This is a genomic window from Sphaerisporangium sp. NPDC004334 (genome assembly GCF_053602655.1).
The window spans coordinates 435,438-450,470 of the sequence record NZ_JBSGDZ010000001.1 but is presented as its reverse complement, the minus strand read 5'-3'; the positions used below and the strand labels follow the sequence as shown (position 1 = coordinate 450,470).

Genomic DNA, 15,033 nt, shown 5'->3' with positions numbered 1-15,033 from the left:
ATCTGTGGTTAAATGTAGCCATATCGGGCTACTTCGGGTCCACTTCAAACGTGCTCACTCGGCGTAGCGCCATTTCCGTTTCCCGGGCACGCGGAAATGACCTCCGCACCCTTATGGGGTCTGATCCCGCGCATGCGAGAATGACCTTTTCCGCCGGCCGGCGCCGGCGGAAAAGGAGACGACGGCGGCGGTCAGCCCGGGATGCGCTCGCCGGCGGTGGCGAAGTGCGCGCGCACCGCGCGCCGCCACAGCTCGTAGGCCGGCACGGCGCCGGGGCCCGCCTTCACCGAGGTGGCGTCGGCCAGCGCGACGGCGGCCTCCATCGACAGCTCGGCCAGCACCGAGGTGGCCGCCTCGGTGTGCTCGGGTACGAAGCCGGAGAAGTCACGCGCCTTGGCGGCGAAGACCACGCCCTGGGCCAGCTCGGGCCGGTACTCCCCCGCGGCGTGGCGCAGCGCGGCCAGTCCCTCGGGCGTCGAGCCGCCGGCGAAGGTCGCGGCCAGTCCGACGCCGCTCCACAGGTCGGCCCGCCGGTGGGCCGCGAAGCCCTCGACGCGGGACGCGATGCCGGGGACGTTGCCGCCGTGGATGAACCACAGGGCGCGGCCGATGCCCTGGTCGACGGCCCGCAGGAAGTACTCGGGGGCGCCCTCCCAGGCGTACGGCGCGGGCACCCGCTGCTGGTCCACCCAGCGGGGGGTCTCGAAGTAGGCGCGGTCGAAGCCGTAGCCGTCGACGGCCAGCCAGCTCATCGTGGGGTAGTACGCCGAGCCGCTGAGGTCGGGCATGACCTTCTTCCAAAGCGGCCGGGGCAGGCGGGCCATGGCGAAGCCGATGCCGATGTAGGTGAGGAAGATGTGCGGCTGCCCGGGGCCGAGCAGCAGGTCGCGGGTGCGGTGGCCGCGCCCGCCGGCCATGGCGTCCAGCACGGTGAAGGCCATCGTCGCGCCCTCGTAGGCGAACCCCCGGTGCTCCTGGTCGACCAGTTCGAGACGGCGCTCGACCTCCCACTGGTCGCGCGCGTCGATCCCCCATTCGAAACCGCAGATCACCGCCCGCGGGATGGCCTCCAGCCGTCGCGTCGCCTCCGACGGGGTGGCGGGAAAGCCGCGCACGCCGAATGTCACGTCGGCCAGCGACGGAGTCAGCACGAGCCTGCGCAATGAACCGAACAGGGTAGGCATAATGCTCCTCGTCTTCGCCGTCAGCCGATGACGGTTCCGCAGCCTCAGCTGGACCATTTAATGGTGATATGCGAAGGAGTTTCGCGACATCTCCCGTATTGCGAAGCTAAGTCATGATCTGTAATGACCTGTCTTACGGGCGCGGACGAAGATCCTCCGGCAGGCCCTCCCGGCGGCCCGGGTAAGCGGTGCAAGGCACCGGAAAAGCGGCGAGCCCCCGCGAATGCGGGGGCTCGCCAGCGAGTATGTGGAAAACGGTCAGCCGGCCCAGCCGCTGACCCGCCAGGCCGCGGCACTGGCGCTCGGGGCCGACGGCTTGCGCACCGTGCGCGATCCGTCCAGCCACGCCGAGACGGTCTCCGGCGCGTGGCCGGCGTCGGCGGCGCCGCCCTGGGCCGGGTGTGCGCCGGAGTCCCCGCCGGTCCGCGAGGCGGCGCGCGCGCTGAGCACCGTGATCAGCGCGGCCAGCTCCTCGGCCGTCGGGTTGCCGCGTACCACCTTCAGGTAGAAGCCCTGCGTCACAGTCGCCGCCCTCCCGGCTCGGATGACCCGCTCTCCCAGCCTCACTCCCACCCCCGCCCGGCGCATCTCCTGCCGTGCTGACCTGCTCGCGCCGGGGACGTCAAGGGGGGGCGGCCTGCAGGAAACGGAAGTCCCCCGGCAGCTTGCTGACCTCCGAACCTCTGTCTACGGGGACGGGGCGGCGCGCACAGTGGAACGTGCGAGCTCAGTTGGCTGCCGAAAGGATCCGCAATGTCGAACGCATTGGCCCTACCTGTCCGCTCGAACGTGTCCGTCGACCTTGAGTCCCTGCCCCAGACGGCCGGATTGTCCTGTGGGCTGGAATGGCCCGCCCGGCCTCCCCTGGTGCCGCTGGGCGCGCCGAGCCCCGAGGAGCCGCACATCGCGCTGAACTCCGACGAACCGGGGATCCGCGGCCTGTTCCGGTACCGCCCGGACGCGGCGCTCCCTTTGAACGCCCTGTCGGAGGTGCTGCTGTGCGGTGACAGCACGCTGACCCGCGGGGAACGCGAACTGATCGCGGCCTATGTCTCGGCGCTCAACCAGTGCCGGTTCTGCTTCTACACCCATGCCGCCTTCGCCGCCGTGCGCTCCCCCGACGGCATGATGCTGGTGGAGCACGTGTGCGCCGACCTGTCGACCGCCCCGGTCTCCGAGAAGCTCAGAGCGCTGCTGGCCATCGCCGCGTCGGTGCAGGAGAGCGGGAAGAAGGTCACCCGGCGGCAGGTGGCCGACGCGCGCGCGGCGGGCGCGACCGACGTCGAGATCCACGACACGGTGCTCATCGCGGCGGCCTTCTGCATGTACAACCGCTACGTCGACGGCCTGGCCACGTTCGCGCCGGACGATCCGGAGGTCTACGCGGCGCGGGCGAAGATGGCCAACGGCTATCTCGCCGTGTTCGCCGAGTCGCAGGCATCGCAGGCCGAGAACTGACGGCGGCGACGCGACCGCCCGGCCCGCGCCGGCGAGGAGCCGGGCGGACCGGGCGGTCAGAAGAAGGCGCCGGCCCGCATGGCGCCGGGCCGGTGCTCCGGGCGCCTCGGGCGCCCCGGACGCCTACGCGAAGAACTCGTCGATGACGTGGGTGTCGTAGGGGAAGCTCCACCGCTCGGTGATCTTGCCGTCCGTGACGTGGAAGACATGGACGCCGCGCTCGTCCAGCTCCTTGCCGTCGCGGTCGCCCCTGATGCGCAGCAGGGCGGCGACGTGGCCGTCGTCGGCGAGGAAGGTGTCGGGGTCGTAACGCAGTGAGTTGCCGGTGTGCGTCGCGAGTTTGGACAGGTAGCCGAGCACCTCGTCCTTGCCGCTGTAGGTGCCGGCGAGCGGGCCGCGGCCCGGCACGTGGAAGGAGACGCCGTCGGCGAGCAGACTGTCGCGGATGTAATCCAGTTCGCCCTTGGCGATGGCGTCGTAGATCTCGCGGACCGGGTTGACGTTGGGGTGTTCGGACATGGACGGCCTCCTCATGATGGTGCGGATCGTTTGGGGGCGACGTGGTGACGCTACGCCGGGCCTTTACCCGCAAACAAGAGAGTGAGGACATACTTACCGTATAGCCATACCGGTGTGGATAACGGGATTTACGGGATGCAGTGACCGGATTTAGGGGTGTCCGAAAAGAACCATTGACAGCCGGGTGGTGGAATGGCGAGCATGAACGTTTGTCGGACGGATCGCGCACGCGAGGCTGCGGGAATGGCCTCGTTCATTGACGGCGAGGGAACGGACCATGCCCCACATCACCCTTGATGACGACCAGCCCGGCATCCGCGGCCTGTTCGGGTTCCGTCCGGAAACCGCGCGCCCCCTCAACGAACTGGTGGAGGTGCTGCTGCGCGCCGACTCCACCCTCACCCGCGGCGAACGCGAGCTGATCGCCGCGTACGTCTCCTCGCTCAACCAGTGCCGCTACTGCTACAACTCGCACGCCCACTACGCCGCCGCCCAGCTCCCCGAGGGCATGGAGCTGGTCGAGGAGGTGCGCGACGACCTGTCCTCCGCTCCCGTCTCCGGCAAGCTACGGGCCCTGCTCGGCATCGCCGCCGCCGTCCAGCGCGGCGGGCGCGAGGTCACCGAGGAGCACGTGGCCGCCGCCCGCGCCGCCGGGGCGACCGATCTGGAGATCCACGACACCGTGCTGATCGCCGCGGCGTTCTGCATGTACAACCGCTACGTCGACGGCCTGGCGACGATCGCCCCCGACGACCCGGCCTCCTACGCGGCCCGGGCCGAGCGCATCGTCGCCGACGGCTACCTGGCCCTGCTCGCCGAGGCGCAGCGCCGCTCCTGACGGCCGCGCCGGCCCGCCGGCGGGCCGGCCGCCCACGCATGCCCCCGCCGCGCGGGGCACGGAGCGCGACGGCCGCGCCCGGCGGCGACCGACCCGACGACCGCGGAGGAACCATGGCCAGCCACTCCAGCGCCTTACCGCACAGGCACGACCTGCTCACCTCGCTGAACACCGACCAGCACCGGCTCGGCCTGAACGTGTTCCTGTTCATCGTGCTCGCCCACTGGGCCGAGCACGTGGCGCAGGCCGTCCAGATCTACGTCATGGGCTGGCCGGTCCCCGAGGCGCGCGGCGTGCTCGGCCTGCCGTTCCCGTGGCTGGTGACCTCCGAGTGGATGCACTACGGCTACGCGCTGCTGATGCTGGTGGGCCTGATCGTGCTGCGCAAGGGCTTCACCGGGCGGGCGCTCACCTGGTGGACCATCTCGCTGGGCATCCAGGTGTGGCACCACTTCGAGCACCTGCTCCTGCTGCTGCAGGCGCTGACCGGCGTCCACCTGCTCGGCCGGCCGGTGCCGACCAGCATCATCCAGCTGCTGGTGCCCCGCGTGGAGCTGCACCTGTTCTACAACGCCGTCGTGTTCGTGCCCATGGTGGTGGCCATGGTGCTGCACCGCCGTCCCCGTCCCGACGAGCGGGCGCGGATGAACTGCTCCTGCGCCACCGTTCCGGCCTGAGCCCATGACGGACATGGGACAGGACGGGCGAGTCCGCTATCTGATCATCGGGGCCGGACCGGCGGGGCTGCAGCTCAGCTACTACCTCAAGCGCGCCGGCGCCGACTACCTCACCCTGGAGCGCGAGCAGAACCCCGGCGGGTTCTTCCGGAGATTTCCGCGCCACCGCAGGCTCATCTCGCTGAACAAGGTGCACACCACCGAGAAGGACCCGGAGATCCTGCTGCGCTGGGACTGGAACTCCCTGCTCAGCGACTCCTCCGAGCTGACCTTCCCCCGCTACTCGCAGGAGTACCTGCCCTGCGCCGACGACCTGGTGCGCTACCTGGCCGACTTCCAGCGCGAGCACGCGCTGAACGTCCGCTACGGGACGCCGGTCGAGCGCGTCGAGAAGACCGGCGGAGTCTTCCTGGCGCACCTGACCGGCGGCGAGGTGGTCCGCGCCGAGTGCCTGATCGTCGCCACCGGCTGGGGCGGGCCGAACATCCCCGACATCCCGGGCATCGAGCTGGCCATGGGCTACGAGGACGTCCCGACGTCGGGAGAGCACTTCACCGACAAGCGCGTCCTCATCATCGGCAAGGGCAACTCGGCGTTCGAGACCGCCCATTCGATGCTCGGCGACGCCGCCATCATCCACCTCGCCAGCCCCAGCCCGGTCACCCTGGCGTGGAACACCAAGCACCCGGGCAACGTGCGCGGCCAGTACGGCGCCCTGCTCGACAGCTACTGGTTCAAGACCCTGCACGGCGTCCTGGAATGCACGGTCGACCGCATCTGGCGCGAGGGCGACGCCTACAAGGCCGCCATCACCTACACCCTCGCCGAGGGCGAGCAGGCGCTGCTGGAGTACGACGCGGTGATCCGCTGCACCGGGTTCACCATGGACACCTCCCTGTTCGGCGAGTCCTGCCGTCCCGAGCTCACGCCCAGCGGGCGCATGCCCGCCATCCGTCCCGACTTCCAGTCGGCCAACGTGGACGGCCTGTACTTCGCCGGCACGCTCATGCAGGCCCGCGACTTCAAGCGCGCCTCCTCGGCGTTCATCGACGGGTTCCGCTACAACCTGCGCACCATGGCCGCCCTGCTCGCCGAGCGGTACGAGTCGGTCCCGCTCGACCGGCGGGCGCTGCCGCCCGACCCCGGCCGGCTGACCGCCACCATGCTCGACCGGGTCAACTGGAGCTCGGCGCTGTGGACCCAGTTCGAGTACCTGTGCGACGCCTACGTCGTCGACCCGGACGCCGGGACCGTCACGCACTACCAGGACCTGCCCGAGGACTACGCCGCCGAGCGGTTCGCCGGCCACCCGCTGTGCTTCACCGTCACCCTGCGCTGGGGCCGCGACCGCCACGACGACGTGTTCGCCATCAAGCGGCACCCCACCCCCGAGCGGGCCCACGAGAGCGCCTTCCTGCATCCCGTCGTCCGCGTCTGGCGGCACGGCGAGCAGGTGGCCGAACGCCACCTGCTGGAAGACCTCCTGGCCCAGTGGCGCGACCCCGTCCGGCACGTCGCCCCTCTGAAGGAGTTCCTCACCGGCTATCTGTGACCCCGCTCACCGGCGTCCTCGGCCGGGACCAGATGGCCGATGAGGTGGTCGACGACGTCGGTGAAGCTGCCGTGGCGGGCGTGGGCGGCGCGCTGGCGCGCGGCGCCCGTCCCGGTGGCGGCCAGCCGTCCGAGCCGCCGGGTGACCAGGTCCAGGTCGCCGGTGGCCGCGAGCGCGTGGCGCAGGTGCTCCAGCAGGACGCCGGGTAGCTCCGCCGCCGGGCGCAGCCGCCCGGTGACCGGGTCGACGCCGTGTCCGTCCAGCCCGTCGCGGGCCGCCCGCCAGTACGCCACGCGCAGCCGCTCGGCGGGCAGCGGCGGCCCCGGATCGCCCCGCTCGACCCGCTCCAGCGAGACCACGACCAGGGCCCGCACGAGCGCCGCGAGCAGCGCCGACTCCTCCGCGGTCGCCGGGACGTCGGTCACCCTGACCTCCAGGGTCGGCAGCCGGGCCGACGGCCGGACGTCCCAGAAGATCGTCCCGGGGTCGACCAGCGCGCCCATCTCGGTGAGCGCGGCGATGGTCTCGTCGAACTCGCGCAGGGAGCCGAAGTACGGCGGCGGCCCGGCCACCGGCCACTTGCCCCACGACAGCGTCCGCCAGCTCGCGTACCCGGTGTCGCGGCCGGCCCAGAACGGGGAGTTGGCCATCAGCGCGATCAGCACGGGCAGCCAGGGCCGCAGGTGGTTGCCCACCAGCACGGCCCGCTCGCGGTCGGGCAGGTGCACGTGGACGTGGCCCGCGCAGATGCTCAGCTCGTCGTGCAGCGCCCGGTAGGTCGCCACGCCGACCCCGTAGCGCGGGTCGTCGTTGATCGGCGGCGGCACGACCTGGCCCAGCACCGCGGTGCCGGAGGCGACCAGCGCGAGGCCCTCGTCGCGGGCCGCCGCGGCCACCGCCGCCCGCATGCGGCGCAGCTGGCCCTCCAGCTCGGCCACGCCCGCGCAGGGAGCGGTCTTCGCCTCCACCTGGAACTTGGTGATCTCGGTGCAGACCCGGTCTCCCATCGTGACGGCGGCGCGCTCGACGATGCGCGCGCCCCACGGGCTGACCTCGCGCGTCGCCGGGTCGACGACCAGGTACTCCTCCTCCACCCCCATCAGCGGGCAGACCGCGTCGAAAGGCACGGGCGGCGGTGCGTCGAGGGTGGCCGTCATCACTACTCCAGGAAAGCTCGGCCCGTCCTGCGGGCTCGTCTGCCGACTCCCGACACGCTACCCATACAGATCTTCTTCCCGCAGACTCAATGGGGTGACCCGGCCCCCCGATCGGGGTGGGGCGACCGGCGGCGGCGCCGTCGCGGGGGGACGCGAAGCCCTCAGGGCCCGGCGGCCACCGGTCAGGACACCACGGCCGTGCCGCCGGAGGCCAGTTCGCGCACGACCTGCGCGAACCCCCGCACGAGGGGCGCGTCCGCGCCGTCCGCCCAGGCCAGGGCCACCCGCAGCGGCTCGACGTCGGTGAGCGGCACCCACGACAGGTCGGGACGGGCGTAGTAGATGGCCATGCTGGCCGGGGCGAAGCAGATGGCGGCGCCCTCGGCCACCTGCTCCAGCATCTCCTCCACGTTGTCGTTGGTCGGCCCCCAGCGCGGGGCCGACCCGTCCGGCCGGGGGTTGACCGCCCACCAGTCCACCCAGGCGCGCGGCGCCCGTTCGGTCCACATGAGCGGCTCGTCGTTCACCTCCAGGACCGACACGCCGTCCCGCCCGGCGAGCCGGTGCCCGGACGGCAGCCCGACGACCCGTCCCTCGGTGTGCACGACCTCGGCGCGCAGGCCGGCGAGGTCGGCGGGCAGCCAGACGAAGGCCACGTCCACCCGGCCCTCGCGCAGGGCGGCGGCCTCCTGGCCCCAGTCGAACCGCTTGGGCTCCACCCGGACGCCGGGATTGCGGCGGGCGAACTCGGCCCTGGCGCGGGTGGTGAGCCGCCCCGCGCCGCTGGCCTCGAAGCCGACCCGCAGCACGCCGGTCTCGCCGCGCCGGTGCCGCTCGGCGGCGGCCGTCACCCGCCCGGCCTGGGCGACCGTGCGCCGCGCCTCGGCCACGACCTCCCTCCCGGCGTCGGTCGCGGTCACCCCGCCGGAGTGCCGGTCGAACAGCCGCACGCCGAGCTCGGACTCCAGGGTGCGCAAGGAGTAGGACAGCGCGGGCTGGCTCACGTACAGCGCCTCGGCGGCCCGCCTGAGGTTCCCCGCCTCGTCGATCGCGACCAGGTAGCGCAACTGCCGTAGCTCCATCCTGCGATGATAAGCGGTGTTTATCGGGCCGCCGATCTTCTGTCTTGGACGGCCGGCCACGGCTCACGGCATAACGGAGACCTCAACGGACCCCTGAGCGTGGAGATGGACGAATGACCGTGGACAACGGAGCCCCCGCCCGCCCGGCGGCGGGCAGGGTATGGCTGATCACCGGAGCCTCCTCGGGCTTCGGGCGGGCGATCGCCGAGGCGGCGCTGGCGGCCGGCGACACCGTGGTGGCCACGGCGCGCAGGCCGGAGGCGATCGACGACCTGGTGGCCGCGCACCCCGGCCGCGCCGCGGCCCTCCGGCTGGACGTCACCGACCCCGCGCGCGTCGCGGCCGTGGTCGCCGAGGTCATCCTCTGGTACGGCCGCGTCGACGTCCTGGTGAACAACGCCGGGCGCAGCCAGATCGGCGCGGTCGAGGAGACCACCGACGAAGAGTTGCGCGACCTGATGGAACTGCACCTGTTCGGGCCGGTCGCGCTCGTGCGGGCGGTGCTGCCGCACATGCGCCGCCAGGGCTCGGGCGCCATCGTGCAGATGAGCAGCATGGGCGGCCAACTGTCCTTCGCCGGGTTCGGCGCGTACTCGGCGACCAAGTGCGCGCTGGAAGGGCTGTCGGAGGCGCTCGCCGAGGAGGTCGCGCCCTTCGGCGTCAAGGTGCTGATCGTCGAGCCGGGGGCGTTCAGGACCGGCCTGTTCGGTGACGCCCTGTACCGGTCGGATGCCATGGAGGCCTACCGGGAGACCGTCGGCCCCACCCGGTCCATGGCCTCGGGGGCGGACGGCAAACAGCCCGGCGACCCCGCCAAGGCCGCCGCGGCCATCCTCGCCGCCCTCCAGGCGGATCCGGTGCCGCTTCGGCTGCCCTTGGGCGACGACGCGGTGGACGCGCTGGTGTCCCACGCCGACCGCGTGCGCGCGGAGTTGCTGGCATGGGAGCCGGTCGCCCGCGACACCGCGTTCGGCTGACCATGGGAGCCGGTCACTCGCGACACGCGTTCGGCTGACCGCCGTCCCGGCCAGGCCGTTTCCGTGATGCGCCGATCCCGGACGCACCCTCTTGCACGTATGCCCATATAGGCATACGATGGGGCCATGGCACGAGCGGCGACGACGACGGACGCGTTCAACGCGGTGGCCGAGCCCCGGCGGCGGGAGATCCTGGACGCCCTGGTCGGCGGCGAGCGATCGGTCGGCGACCTGGTCGGGCTGCTCGGCCTTCCCCAACCCCTGGTGTCCAAGCACCTGCGGGTGCTCAGAGAGGTCGGGCTGGTCGACGTGCGCGACGAGGGACGGCAACGCCTCTACCGGCTCAACGGCCGGCCGCTCAAGTCCATTCACGACTGGGTGCGGGGCTACGAGCACACCTGGTCGCAGCGCTTCGACCTGATGGACGTCGTGCTGGAGGAACTCAAGGAAACGGAGCGACGCGATGGCGACGAAGGCGAGTAGCGGTACGGCGGTGGTCACTCTCCCGGCGGACACCCAGATCCTGATCACGCGCGAGTTCAACGCCCCCAGGCACCTGGTCTACCGGGCCTGGACCACGCCCGAGCTCATCAGGCGCTGGTGGGGCGGCGAACGGGGCGAGGTGACGCTCGCCGAGGTCGACCTGCGCGTCGGCGGCGCCTGGCGCTACGTGCTGACGGCGCACGGCGGGTTCGAGGTCGGGTTCCACGGCGAGTACCGCGAGATCGTCCCGCACGAGCGCATCGTGGCGACGGAGGTCTACGAGGGCATGCCCGACAAGGCGGCCCTGGTCACCACCGTGTTCAGCGAGAAGGACGGGCGCACGACGCTCACCTCGCTCATCGAGCACGACAGCCGCGAGTCGCGCGACGCGCACATCGGCTCGGGCATGGAGGGCGGCATGCAGGAGGCCATGGACCACCTGGAACTGGTCGCCCAGTCCCTGGCCTGACCCACCCAGGGGAGGACACCGGTCGGGGCCGCTCTCGTCACATTCGTGCCGATGAGACCGCCGGTTGGAGCAGAGTGCGCCCGGCCGGGGTCCTGGTGACTCTCCGCGTGGCCGGGTTCATTCAGGGTGGGCAGCCATGGCTAGCCACCCCGACTGCTTGCGGGGTGGGCCCTTTCCTGTCTCTCGTCCGGCCCGGAGCGGTCGACCGGGTTCGCCGCCGTAATGGGCGCCGATGCCAGGGGTTGATCGGGTTTGTCGCCGTAGTGGAGCCGATGAGGGCATCCCCCACGGCATGGGGAACCTCGCGCGGCAGGACGGGCCGGTCCCTGAGCCGGCGGCACCGGGTGGCCTAGACTGATCCCATGCATCGTCCGCAGTGCGTGAGCTGGTGGCGCTCCTCATAGGAGCGGCCACCTCTCTCGCACGCGCAGGGCCGTTCTGACGGACGGCCCTTTCTGTGTTCTCCCTGAACCACCCGGCAAGGGGGCCGCCCCGGCGGCCGGCGGGCCATCCCACCCACCTCGCCCACCAGGGAGCCACACCATGACCGGCACCACCGACCCGATCCGTTCGCCCCGGCCCTTCATCGCGCCCACGTCCGGGGCCGCGTCAGAAGGGCGTGCGCCCTCGGATGTCCTCGGCGTGCGGGCCGCCCGGCTGCGCAGCGCCGAGTTGGAGGAGCTGATCCGGCGGGACCCGCGCGGGTTCCGGATCTCGACCGGCGACCGTCCGACCGGCCGGCTGCACCTCGGCCACTACTTCGGCACCCTCCACAACCGCGTCCGCCTGCAGAACCTCGGCGTCGAGCTGTTCGTCGTCGTCGCCGACTACCAGGTGCTGACCGACCGCGACGTCGCCGACCGGCTCGCCGAGCACGTGGAGGAGCTCGTGCTGGACTACCTGGCCGTCGGCGTCGACCCGGCCCGCAGCACGATCTTCGCCCACAGCGCGGTGCCCGCGCTCAACCAGTTGCTCCTGCCGTTCCTGAGCCTGGTCTCGGTCGCGGAGCTCAGCCGCAACCCGACGGTCAAGGACGAGATCGCCCATTCACGCCGGTCGGCGGTCAGCGGGCTGATGTTCACCTACCCCGCCCACCAGGCCGCCGACATCCTGTTCTGCAAGGCCAATCTCGTGCCGGTCGGCCAGGACCAGCTTCCGCACCTCGAGCTGAGCCGGGTCGTCGCCCGGCGGCTGAACAACCGCTACGGCGGCGGCAGTGCGGTGCTTCCCGAGCCGGAGGCCCTGCTCTCGGCGGCTCCGCTGCTGCTCGGCACCGACGGCGCCAAGATGAGCAAGAGCCGTGGCAACGCCATCGCGCTGGCGGCCGGCGCCGACGAGACCGCGCGGCTGATCCGGGGCGCGAGGACCGACGCGGAGCGGCACATCACCTACGATCCCGAGACGCGGCCCGAGGTCTCCAGCCTCCTGTTGCTGACAGCGCTGTGCCTGGGCCGCGACCCGCGCCAGGTGGCCGACGACATCGGCGGCGCCGGCGCATCGGCGCTCAAGGCGGCGGCCACCGAAGCGGTCAACGAGCACTTGGCGCCGATGCGCGCCCGCCGCGCGATGTACGCCGAGGACCGCGGCCACGTCCGCCGGGTGCTGCGCGAAGGCGGCGAGCGGGCGAGCGCCATCGCCGAGACGACCTTGAGGGAGGTGCGCGCCGCCATGGGGACCCTGTACTGAACGGCCCTCCCGAGCAGCCCCGAACGAGCCGCCGGCCCCCGAACGACGGACCCGGCCTCAGCAACGACGGGCCAGCGGCCTCCGCGCGACAGGCCCGCGACGTCCAGGCGACAGGCCCGCGGCCTCTGCAACGACAGGCCCGCGGCGTCCGGGCGACGAGCGCCGGCGTGCGGGGGGACGCGCCCGCGGCGCGGGGCAGCGGACGGAGAGGGCTCGGTCGTGGGGAGTTGTCAGCCGCCTTCGCGGCGCGCTCCCCGGCCCTCGCCCACGGGGTGCAGGGATGCGAGCAGGGCGAGCGACCCGGCGTCCGGGGTGCCCGGCTCGGCGGTGCCGACCAGGAGCTGCTGGCCGGGGGCGCCGCGCACGTCGAAGGTCTGGTAGCCGAGCCGGAAGCGGCCCACGTCCGGATGGTGGAAGAGCTTGGAGGTGCCGGCGAGGCCGCTGACGGCGTGCTCGCGCCACGTCTGCGCGAAGTCCTCGCTCGCGGCGGTCAGCTCCTCCACCGTCGCGGCGAGCCGGGTGTCGTCCGGGTCGAGTCCCGCGGCCAGCCGCAGCGCCCCCACCGTGTCCCGCGCGACGGCCGGCCATTCCGCGAACAGCCGCCGCGCCGCCGGGTCGAGGAACAGCGCGCGCACCATGTCGCGCGGTTCGCCGAGGGGGGCGGTCAGGGCACGGGCCGGCGCGTTGGCGGCCAGGACCTCAAGGCGCCGGTTGACCACGTACGCGACGGCGGTGGGAAAACCGTCCATCAGGCGGAGCAGCGCCGGGTCGACCTGGTCGGCCTGCTCTGAGCGGAGGTCTCTGGGCACCAGGCCGGCCAGCCGGTAGGCGTGCCAGCGGGCGTCGGCGTGCAGGCGCAGGGCCTGGGCGAGCGCGTCCACGACCTGCGCCGAGGGGTTGCGCTCCCGGCCCTGTTCGAGGCGGGTGTAGTAGTCGGCGCTGACCCCGGCGAGGACGGCGACCTCCTCGCGCCGCAGCCCGGCGACCCGGCGCGGCCCCGCGCCCGGCATGCCCACGTCGGCGGGGTTCAGCCGTGCGCGGCGCGCCCGCAGGAACTCCCCCAGTTCGTAACCGCTCACCAGCGGACTATACGTCGTCCCAGGTCGTGACCTCCCGCCTCCTCGTCGCGCGGCCGGCCTCCCGCCGCGTCCGCGCCTGATCGGTGGCCGCAGGGCGCGCCGGATCAGTCCCGCGCGGGTGCCGGAAGGGCGGCGAGGGCCAGGTGCCAGGGATAGGCGCCGGTGTGGACGGCGCTCGGGTCGTGCGGCACGAACGCTCCGGCTCCGATGAGGACCTGGACGCCCTCGGCGCGCAGACGCCCGACGCTGTCGCGGAAGGGGGCCCGGCCGGCCAGCGCGCTGTTCACGAACGGCAGCACGACGACCGGGATGCCGAGGCCGGGCGCCTCGGCCAGCAGGCCGAGGGCGTAGGTGTCGGCGATGCCCTGGGCGAACTTGTTGATCGTGTTGTAGGTGGCGGGGGCCACGATGATCGCGTCGGCCCGTGGCGGCTTGGGCTCGTACGGCTTGCGGTATCGGCTGCGGACCGGCCGCCCGGTCCGCCTCTCCAGGGCCGGCACGTCGATGAAGTCGAGCGCGGACGGAGTGGCGACGACCTGGACGACCCAGCCGGCGGCCTGGCCCAGGGAGACCAGCTCGCCGGCGTCCGCGGCCGGACCGGCGGCGCACACGATGAGGTAGAGGACCTTGCTCACACGCCTACTCTGCCCCGGCGCGACCGGTGGCGCACCCGCCGGAGCCGCGCACCTCCTCCACGGGCGCGGGCGCCGTCGAGCGGGTGAGCGGGTGGTGAGCGGTGAGCGGGTGGTGAGCGGTGAGCGGCATTCGGTTTGATGGGCCAGGCTCCGCCGCTATCACGTTATGCCGGTAAATCGCGGCGGTCGTTTCCCCGCCGGCCTCGCGGGGCCGCGGTGACGGACGCCTCGTCCGCCATTCGCACGACGGCGGACCCCGGAATGGACCGGGACCGAAACCCCGATTCGGTGAACCGGAATCCGCAAGCGCGCCGTCGCGGCGTGCTCCACGCCGCCTTCACGAGCGGCGACGCGGATCGGCTCGCCCGCTCATCCCCGAAGGTCAACCCGGACATCCACCCCGTGATTACGGATATGTCACCTTTCTCGCAAATCGGGATACCATACATTGACGTCAAAGTGGAACCTCTGCCACATATCTCCTGATTATGGGATCTGCGGCATGCCGCTCATCGCGGATTTCCGGCTATTCATCGACGACAGATACAACAGATCGCCTATATCATCACCGATCGTGGTTGATGGTGACTTTTCCCGCCCATCGTTGGCGCACGATCTGTTCTTCGTCATGCACGACGACGTGACGGGCCGTCCGCGGCTGCATCCTCGCCTCGCGAGCCTGGCGCTCGCGGGCGCCGTGGTCGGCGAGTTGATGCTGGCCGAGCGGGTCACCCTGGACCTGGCGTCCGGCCAGGACCGCCTCTACGCGACCGCGCGGCACGCCACCAGCGATCCGCTCACGCACAAGGTGCTGCGCCACATCATCGAAGAGCCGCAGCATCCGGTGACCACCTGGCTCGTCTTCTTCGCCTCCACCATCTACACCGACGTCACCAACCGGATGATCGCCGCGAAGCTCCTCAACCCGCCGGCGCGGCACCTGCTGAAGAAGCAGCCCCCGGCGCCCGCGGACGTGAACGCCGCCGCGTGGCCGCTCGCCCGGCTCAACCTCGCCGTCCAGCGGCGCGAACCGCCCTCCGTCAGGGACCGCGTCCTCTACGGGCTCTTCTCCGCCACCGGCGGCGCCAAGCGGGCGCTGTGGGACCACGACCCCGCGTTCGTCACCGCCATGCTCGCCACGCTCTCCCCACCGCTGCAGAGGCTCATCGTCCAGACCGAGGTCGTCGTCGGCCAGGCCGTCATCAGCCGCCGTTGACCCCCTTCCCCATCTCACGGA

At 72.1% G+C, this 15,033-nt stretch carries 16 protein-coding genes; 9 read left to right on the top strand and 7 right to left on the bottom strand.

What is annotated here, in order from left to right; translation table 11 throughout:
• Positions 1 to 191: 191 nt before the first annotated feature.
• On the bottom strand, positions 192 to 1,184 hold the full coding sequence (locus tag ACWEN6_RS01830; protein WP_452568482.1) for a DUF1702 family protein: 993 nt from the start codon (positions 1,182 to 1,184) through the stop codon (positions 192 to 194).
• Positions 1,185 to 1,442: 258 nt separating this feature from the next.
• The gene (locus tag ACWEN6_RS01825) at positions 1,443 to 1,706 is read right to left on the bottom strand and encodes an acyl-CoA carboxylase subunit epsilon (RefSeq protein ID WP_452568481.1); all 264 of its coding nucleotides are present in this window, start codon (positions 1,704 to 1,706) and stop codon (positions 1,443 to 1,445) included.
• 231 nt (positions 1,707 to 1,937) lie between these two features.
• On the opposite strand from ACWEN6_RS01825, the gene ACWEN6_RS01820 reads away from it, so the two are divergent.
• Positions 1,938 to 2,642, top strand: a complete 705-nt coding sequence (locus tag ACWEN6_RS01820) for a carboxymuconolactone decarboxylase family protein (protein WP_452568480.1) — start codon at positions 1,938 to 1,940, stop codon at positions 2,640 to 2,642.
• 123 nt (positions 2,643 to 2,765) lie between these two features.
• On the opposite strand, the gene ACWEN6_RS01815 is transcribed toward ACWEN6_RS01820, so the two are convergent.
• The gene (locus ACWEN6_RS01815) at positions 2,766 to 3,161 is read right to left on the bottom strand and encodes a nuclear transport factor 2 family protein (protein WP_452568479.1); all 396 of its coding nucleotides are present in this window, start codon (positions 3,159 to 3,161) and stop codon (positions 2,766 to 2,768) included.
• A gap of 277 nt (positions 3,162 to 3,438) precedes the next feature.
• Between ACWEN6_RS01815 and ACWEN6_RS01810 the strand changes: the two genes are divergently transcribed.
• From ACWEN6_RS01810 to ACWEN6_RS01800, 3 genes are all read left to right on the top strand, one after another.
• A complete protein-coding gene (locus tag ACWEN6_RS01810) occupies positions 3,439 to 3,999 on the top strand; it encodes a carboxymuconolactone decarboxylase family protein (RefSeq protein ID WP_452568478.1) in 561 nt (186 codons plus the stop codon).
• Positions 4,000 to 4,112: 113 nt separating this feature from the next.
• On the top strand, positions 4,113 to 4,676 hold the full coding sequence (locus ACWEN6_RS01805; RefSeq protein WP_452568477.1) for a hypothetical protein: 564 nt from the start codon (positions 4,113 to 4,115) through the stop codon (positions 4,674 to 4,676).
• 4 nt (positions 4,677 to 4,680) lie between these two features.
• Positions 4,681 to 6,228 carry an NAD(P)-binding domain-containing protein gene (locus tag ACWEN6_RS01800; RefSeq protein WP_452568476.1) on the top strand — a complete coding sequence of 516 codons (1,548 nt, stop codon included), beginning with the start codon at positions 4,681 to 4,683 and terminating at the stop codon, positions 6,226 to 6,228.
• On the opposite strand, the gene ACWEN6_RS01795 is transcribed toward ACWEN6_RS01800, so the two are convergent.
• The gene (locus tag ACWEN6_RS01795) at positions 6,219 to 7,385 is read right to left on the bottom strand and encodes a carboxylate-amine ligase (RefSeq protein WP_452568475.1); all 1,167 of its coding nucleotides are present in this window, start codon (positions 7,383 to 7,385) and stop codon (positions 6,219 to 6,221) included. The genes ACWEN6_RS01800 and ACWEN6_RS01795 overlap by 10 nt on opposite strands.
• A 182-nt stretch (positions 7,386 to 7,567) precedes the next feature.
• On the bottom strand, positions 7,568 to 8,467 hold the full coding sequence (locus ACWEN6_RS01790) for a LysR family transcriptional regulator (protein ID WP_452568474.1): 900 nt from the start codon (positions 8,465 to 8,467) through the stop codon (positions 7,568 to 7,570).
• Positions 8,468 to 8,580: 113 nt separating this feature from the next.
• Here ACWEN6_RS01790 and ACWEN6_RS01785 point away from each other — a divergent pair, with 113 nt between their 5' ends.
• The 4 genes from ACWEN6_RS01785 (at position 8,581) to trpS (ending at position 12,082) form a co-directional block, all read left to right on the top strand.
• Positions 8,581 to 9,444 (top strand): oxidoreductase, encoded by an 864-nt coding sequence (locus tag ACWEN6_RS01785; RefSeq protein ID WP_452568473.1) that lies wholly within the window; start codon positions 8,581 to 8,583, stop codon positions 9,442 to 9,444.
• Between the two features lie 126 nt (positions 9,445 to 9,570).
• The gene (locus ACWEN6_RS01780; protein WP_354851800.1) at positions 9,571 to 9,927 is read left to right on the top strand and encodes an ArsR/SmtB family transcription factor; all 357 of its coding nucleotides are present in this window, start codon (positions 9,571 to 9,573) and stop codon (positions 9,925 to 9,927) included.
• Entirely contained in the window at positions 9,908 to 10,396 is a 489-nt protein-coding gene (locus ACWEN6_RS01775) for an SRPBCC family protein (protein ID WP_452568472.1), read from the top strand. The genes ACWEN6_RS01780 and ACWEN6_RS01775 overlap by 20 nt, the downstream gene beginning before the upstream one ends.
• A 543-nt stretch (positions 10,397 to 10,939) precedes the next feature.
• Positions 10,940 to 12,082, top strand: coding sequence for a tryptophan--tRNA ligase (gene trpS, locus ACWEN6_RS01770; protein ID WP_452568471.1), 1,143 nt, complete (start codon positions 10,940 to 10,942; stop codon positions 12,080 to 12,082).
• A gap of 230 nt (positions 12,083 to 12,312) precedes the next feature.
• Here trpS and ACWEN6_RS01765 read toward each other — a convergent pair whose 3' ends face one another.
• Positions 12,313 to 13,161 carry a helix-turn-helix domain-containing protein gene (locus ACWEN6_RS01765; RefSeq protein WP_452568470.1) on the bottom strand — a complete coding sequence of 283 codons (849 nt, stop codon included), beginning with the start codon at positions 13,159 to 13,161 and terminating at the stop codon, positions 12,313 to 12,315.
• A 104-nt stretch (positions 13,162 to 13,265) separates the two neighbouring features.
• Positions 13,266 to 13,796 (bottom strand): flavoprotein, encoded by a 531-nt coding sequence (locus ACWEN6_RS01760; RefSeq protein ID WP_452568469.1) that lies wholly within the window; start codon positions 13,794 to 13,796, stop codon positions 13,266 to 13,268.
• A 502-nt stretch (positions 13,797 to 14,298) separates the two neighbouring features.
• Between ACWEN6_RS01760 and ACWEN6_RS01755 the strand changes: the two genes are divergently transcribed.
• Positions 14,299 to 15,012, top strand: a complete 714-nt coding sequence (locus ACWEN6_RS01755) for a GOLPH3/VPS74 family protein (RefSeq protein ID WP_452568468.1) — start codon at positions 14,299 to 14,301, stop codon at positions 15,010 to 15,012.
• Positions 15,013 to 15,033 lie beyond the last annotated feature (21 nt).

Excerpts from the sequence above, each read along its gene's own strand:
- ACWEN6_RS01810 (WP_452568478.1), top strand. The coding sequence starts at position 3,439 with ATGCCCCACATCACCCTTGATGACGACCAGCCCGGCATCCGCGGCCTG.
- ACWEN6_RS01815 (WP_452568479.1), bottom strand. The coding sequence starts at position 3,161 with ATGTCCGAACACCCCAACGTCAACCCGGTCCGCGAGATCTACGACGCC.
- ACWEN6_RS01805 (WP_452568477.1), top strand. The coding sequence starts at position 4,113 with ATGGCCAGCCACTCCAGCGCCTTACCGCACAGGCACGACCTGCTCACC.
- trpS (WP_452568471.1), top strand. The coding sequence starts at position 10,940 with ATGACCGGCACCACCGACCCGATCCGTTCGCCCCGGCCCTTCATCGCG.
- ACWEN6_RS01795 (WP_452568475.1), bottom strand. The coding sequence starts at position 7,385 with ATGACGGCCACCCTCGACGCACCGCCGCCCGTGCCTTTCGACGCGGTC.
- ACWEN6_RS01790 (WP_452568474.1), bottom strand. The coding sequence starts at position 8,467 with ATGGAGCTACGGCAGTTGCGCTACCTGGTCGCGATCGACGAGGCGGGG.
- ACWEN6_RS01755 (WP_452568468.1), top strand. The coding sequence starts at position 14,299 with ATGCCGCTCATCGCGGATTTCCGGCTATTCATCGACGACAGATACAAC.
- ACWEN6_RS01785 (WP_452568473.1), top strand. The coding sequence starts at position 8,581 with ATGACCGTGGACAACGGAGCCCCCGCCCGCCCGGCGGCGGGCAGGGTA.
- ACWEN6_RS01830 (WP_452568482.1), bottom strand. The coding sequence starts at position 1,184 with ATGCCTACCCTGTTCGGTTCATTGCGCAGGCTCGTGCTGACTCCGTCG.
- ACWEN6_RS01820 (WP_452568480.1), top strand. The coding sequence starts at position 1,938 with ATGTCGAACGCATTGGCCCTACCTGTCCGCTCGAACGTGTCCGTCGAC.
- ACWEN6_RS01780 (WP_354851800.1), top strand. The coding sequence starts at position 9,571 with ATGGCACGAGCGGCGACGACGACGGACGCGTTCAACGCGGTGGCCGAG.
- ACWEN6_RS01775 (WP_452568472.1), top strand. The coding sequence starts at position 9,908 with ATGGCGACGAAGGCGAGTAGCGGTACGGCGGTGGTCACTCTCCCGGCG.
- ACWEN6_RS01800 (WP_452568476.1), top strand. The coding sequence starts at position 4,681 with ATGACGGACATGGGACAGGACGGGCGAGTCCGCTATCTGATCATCGGG.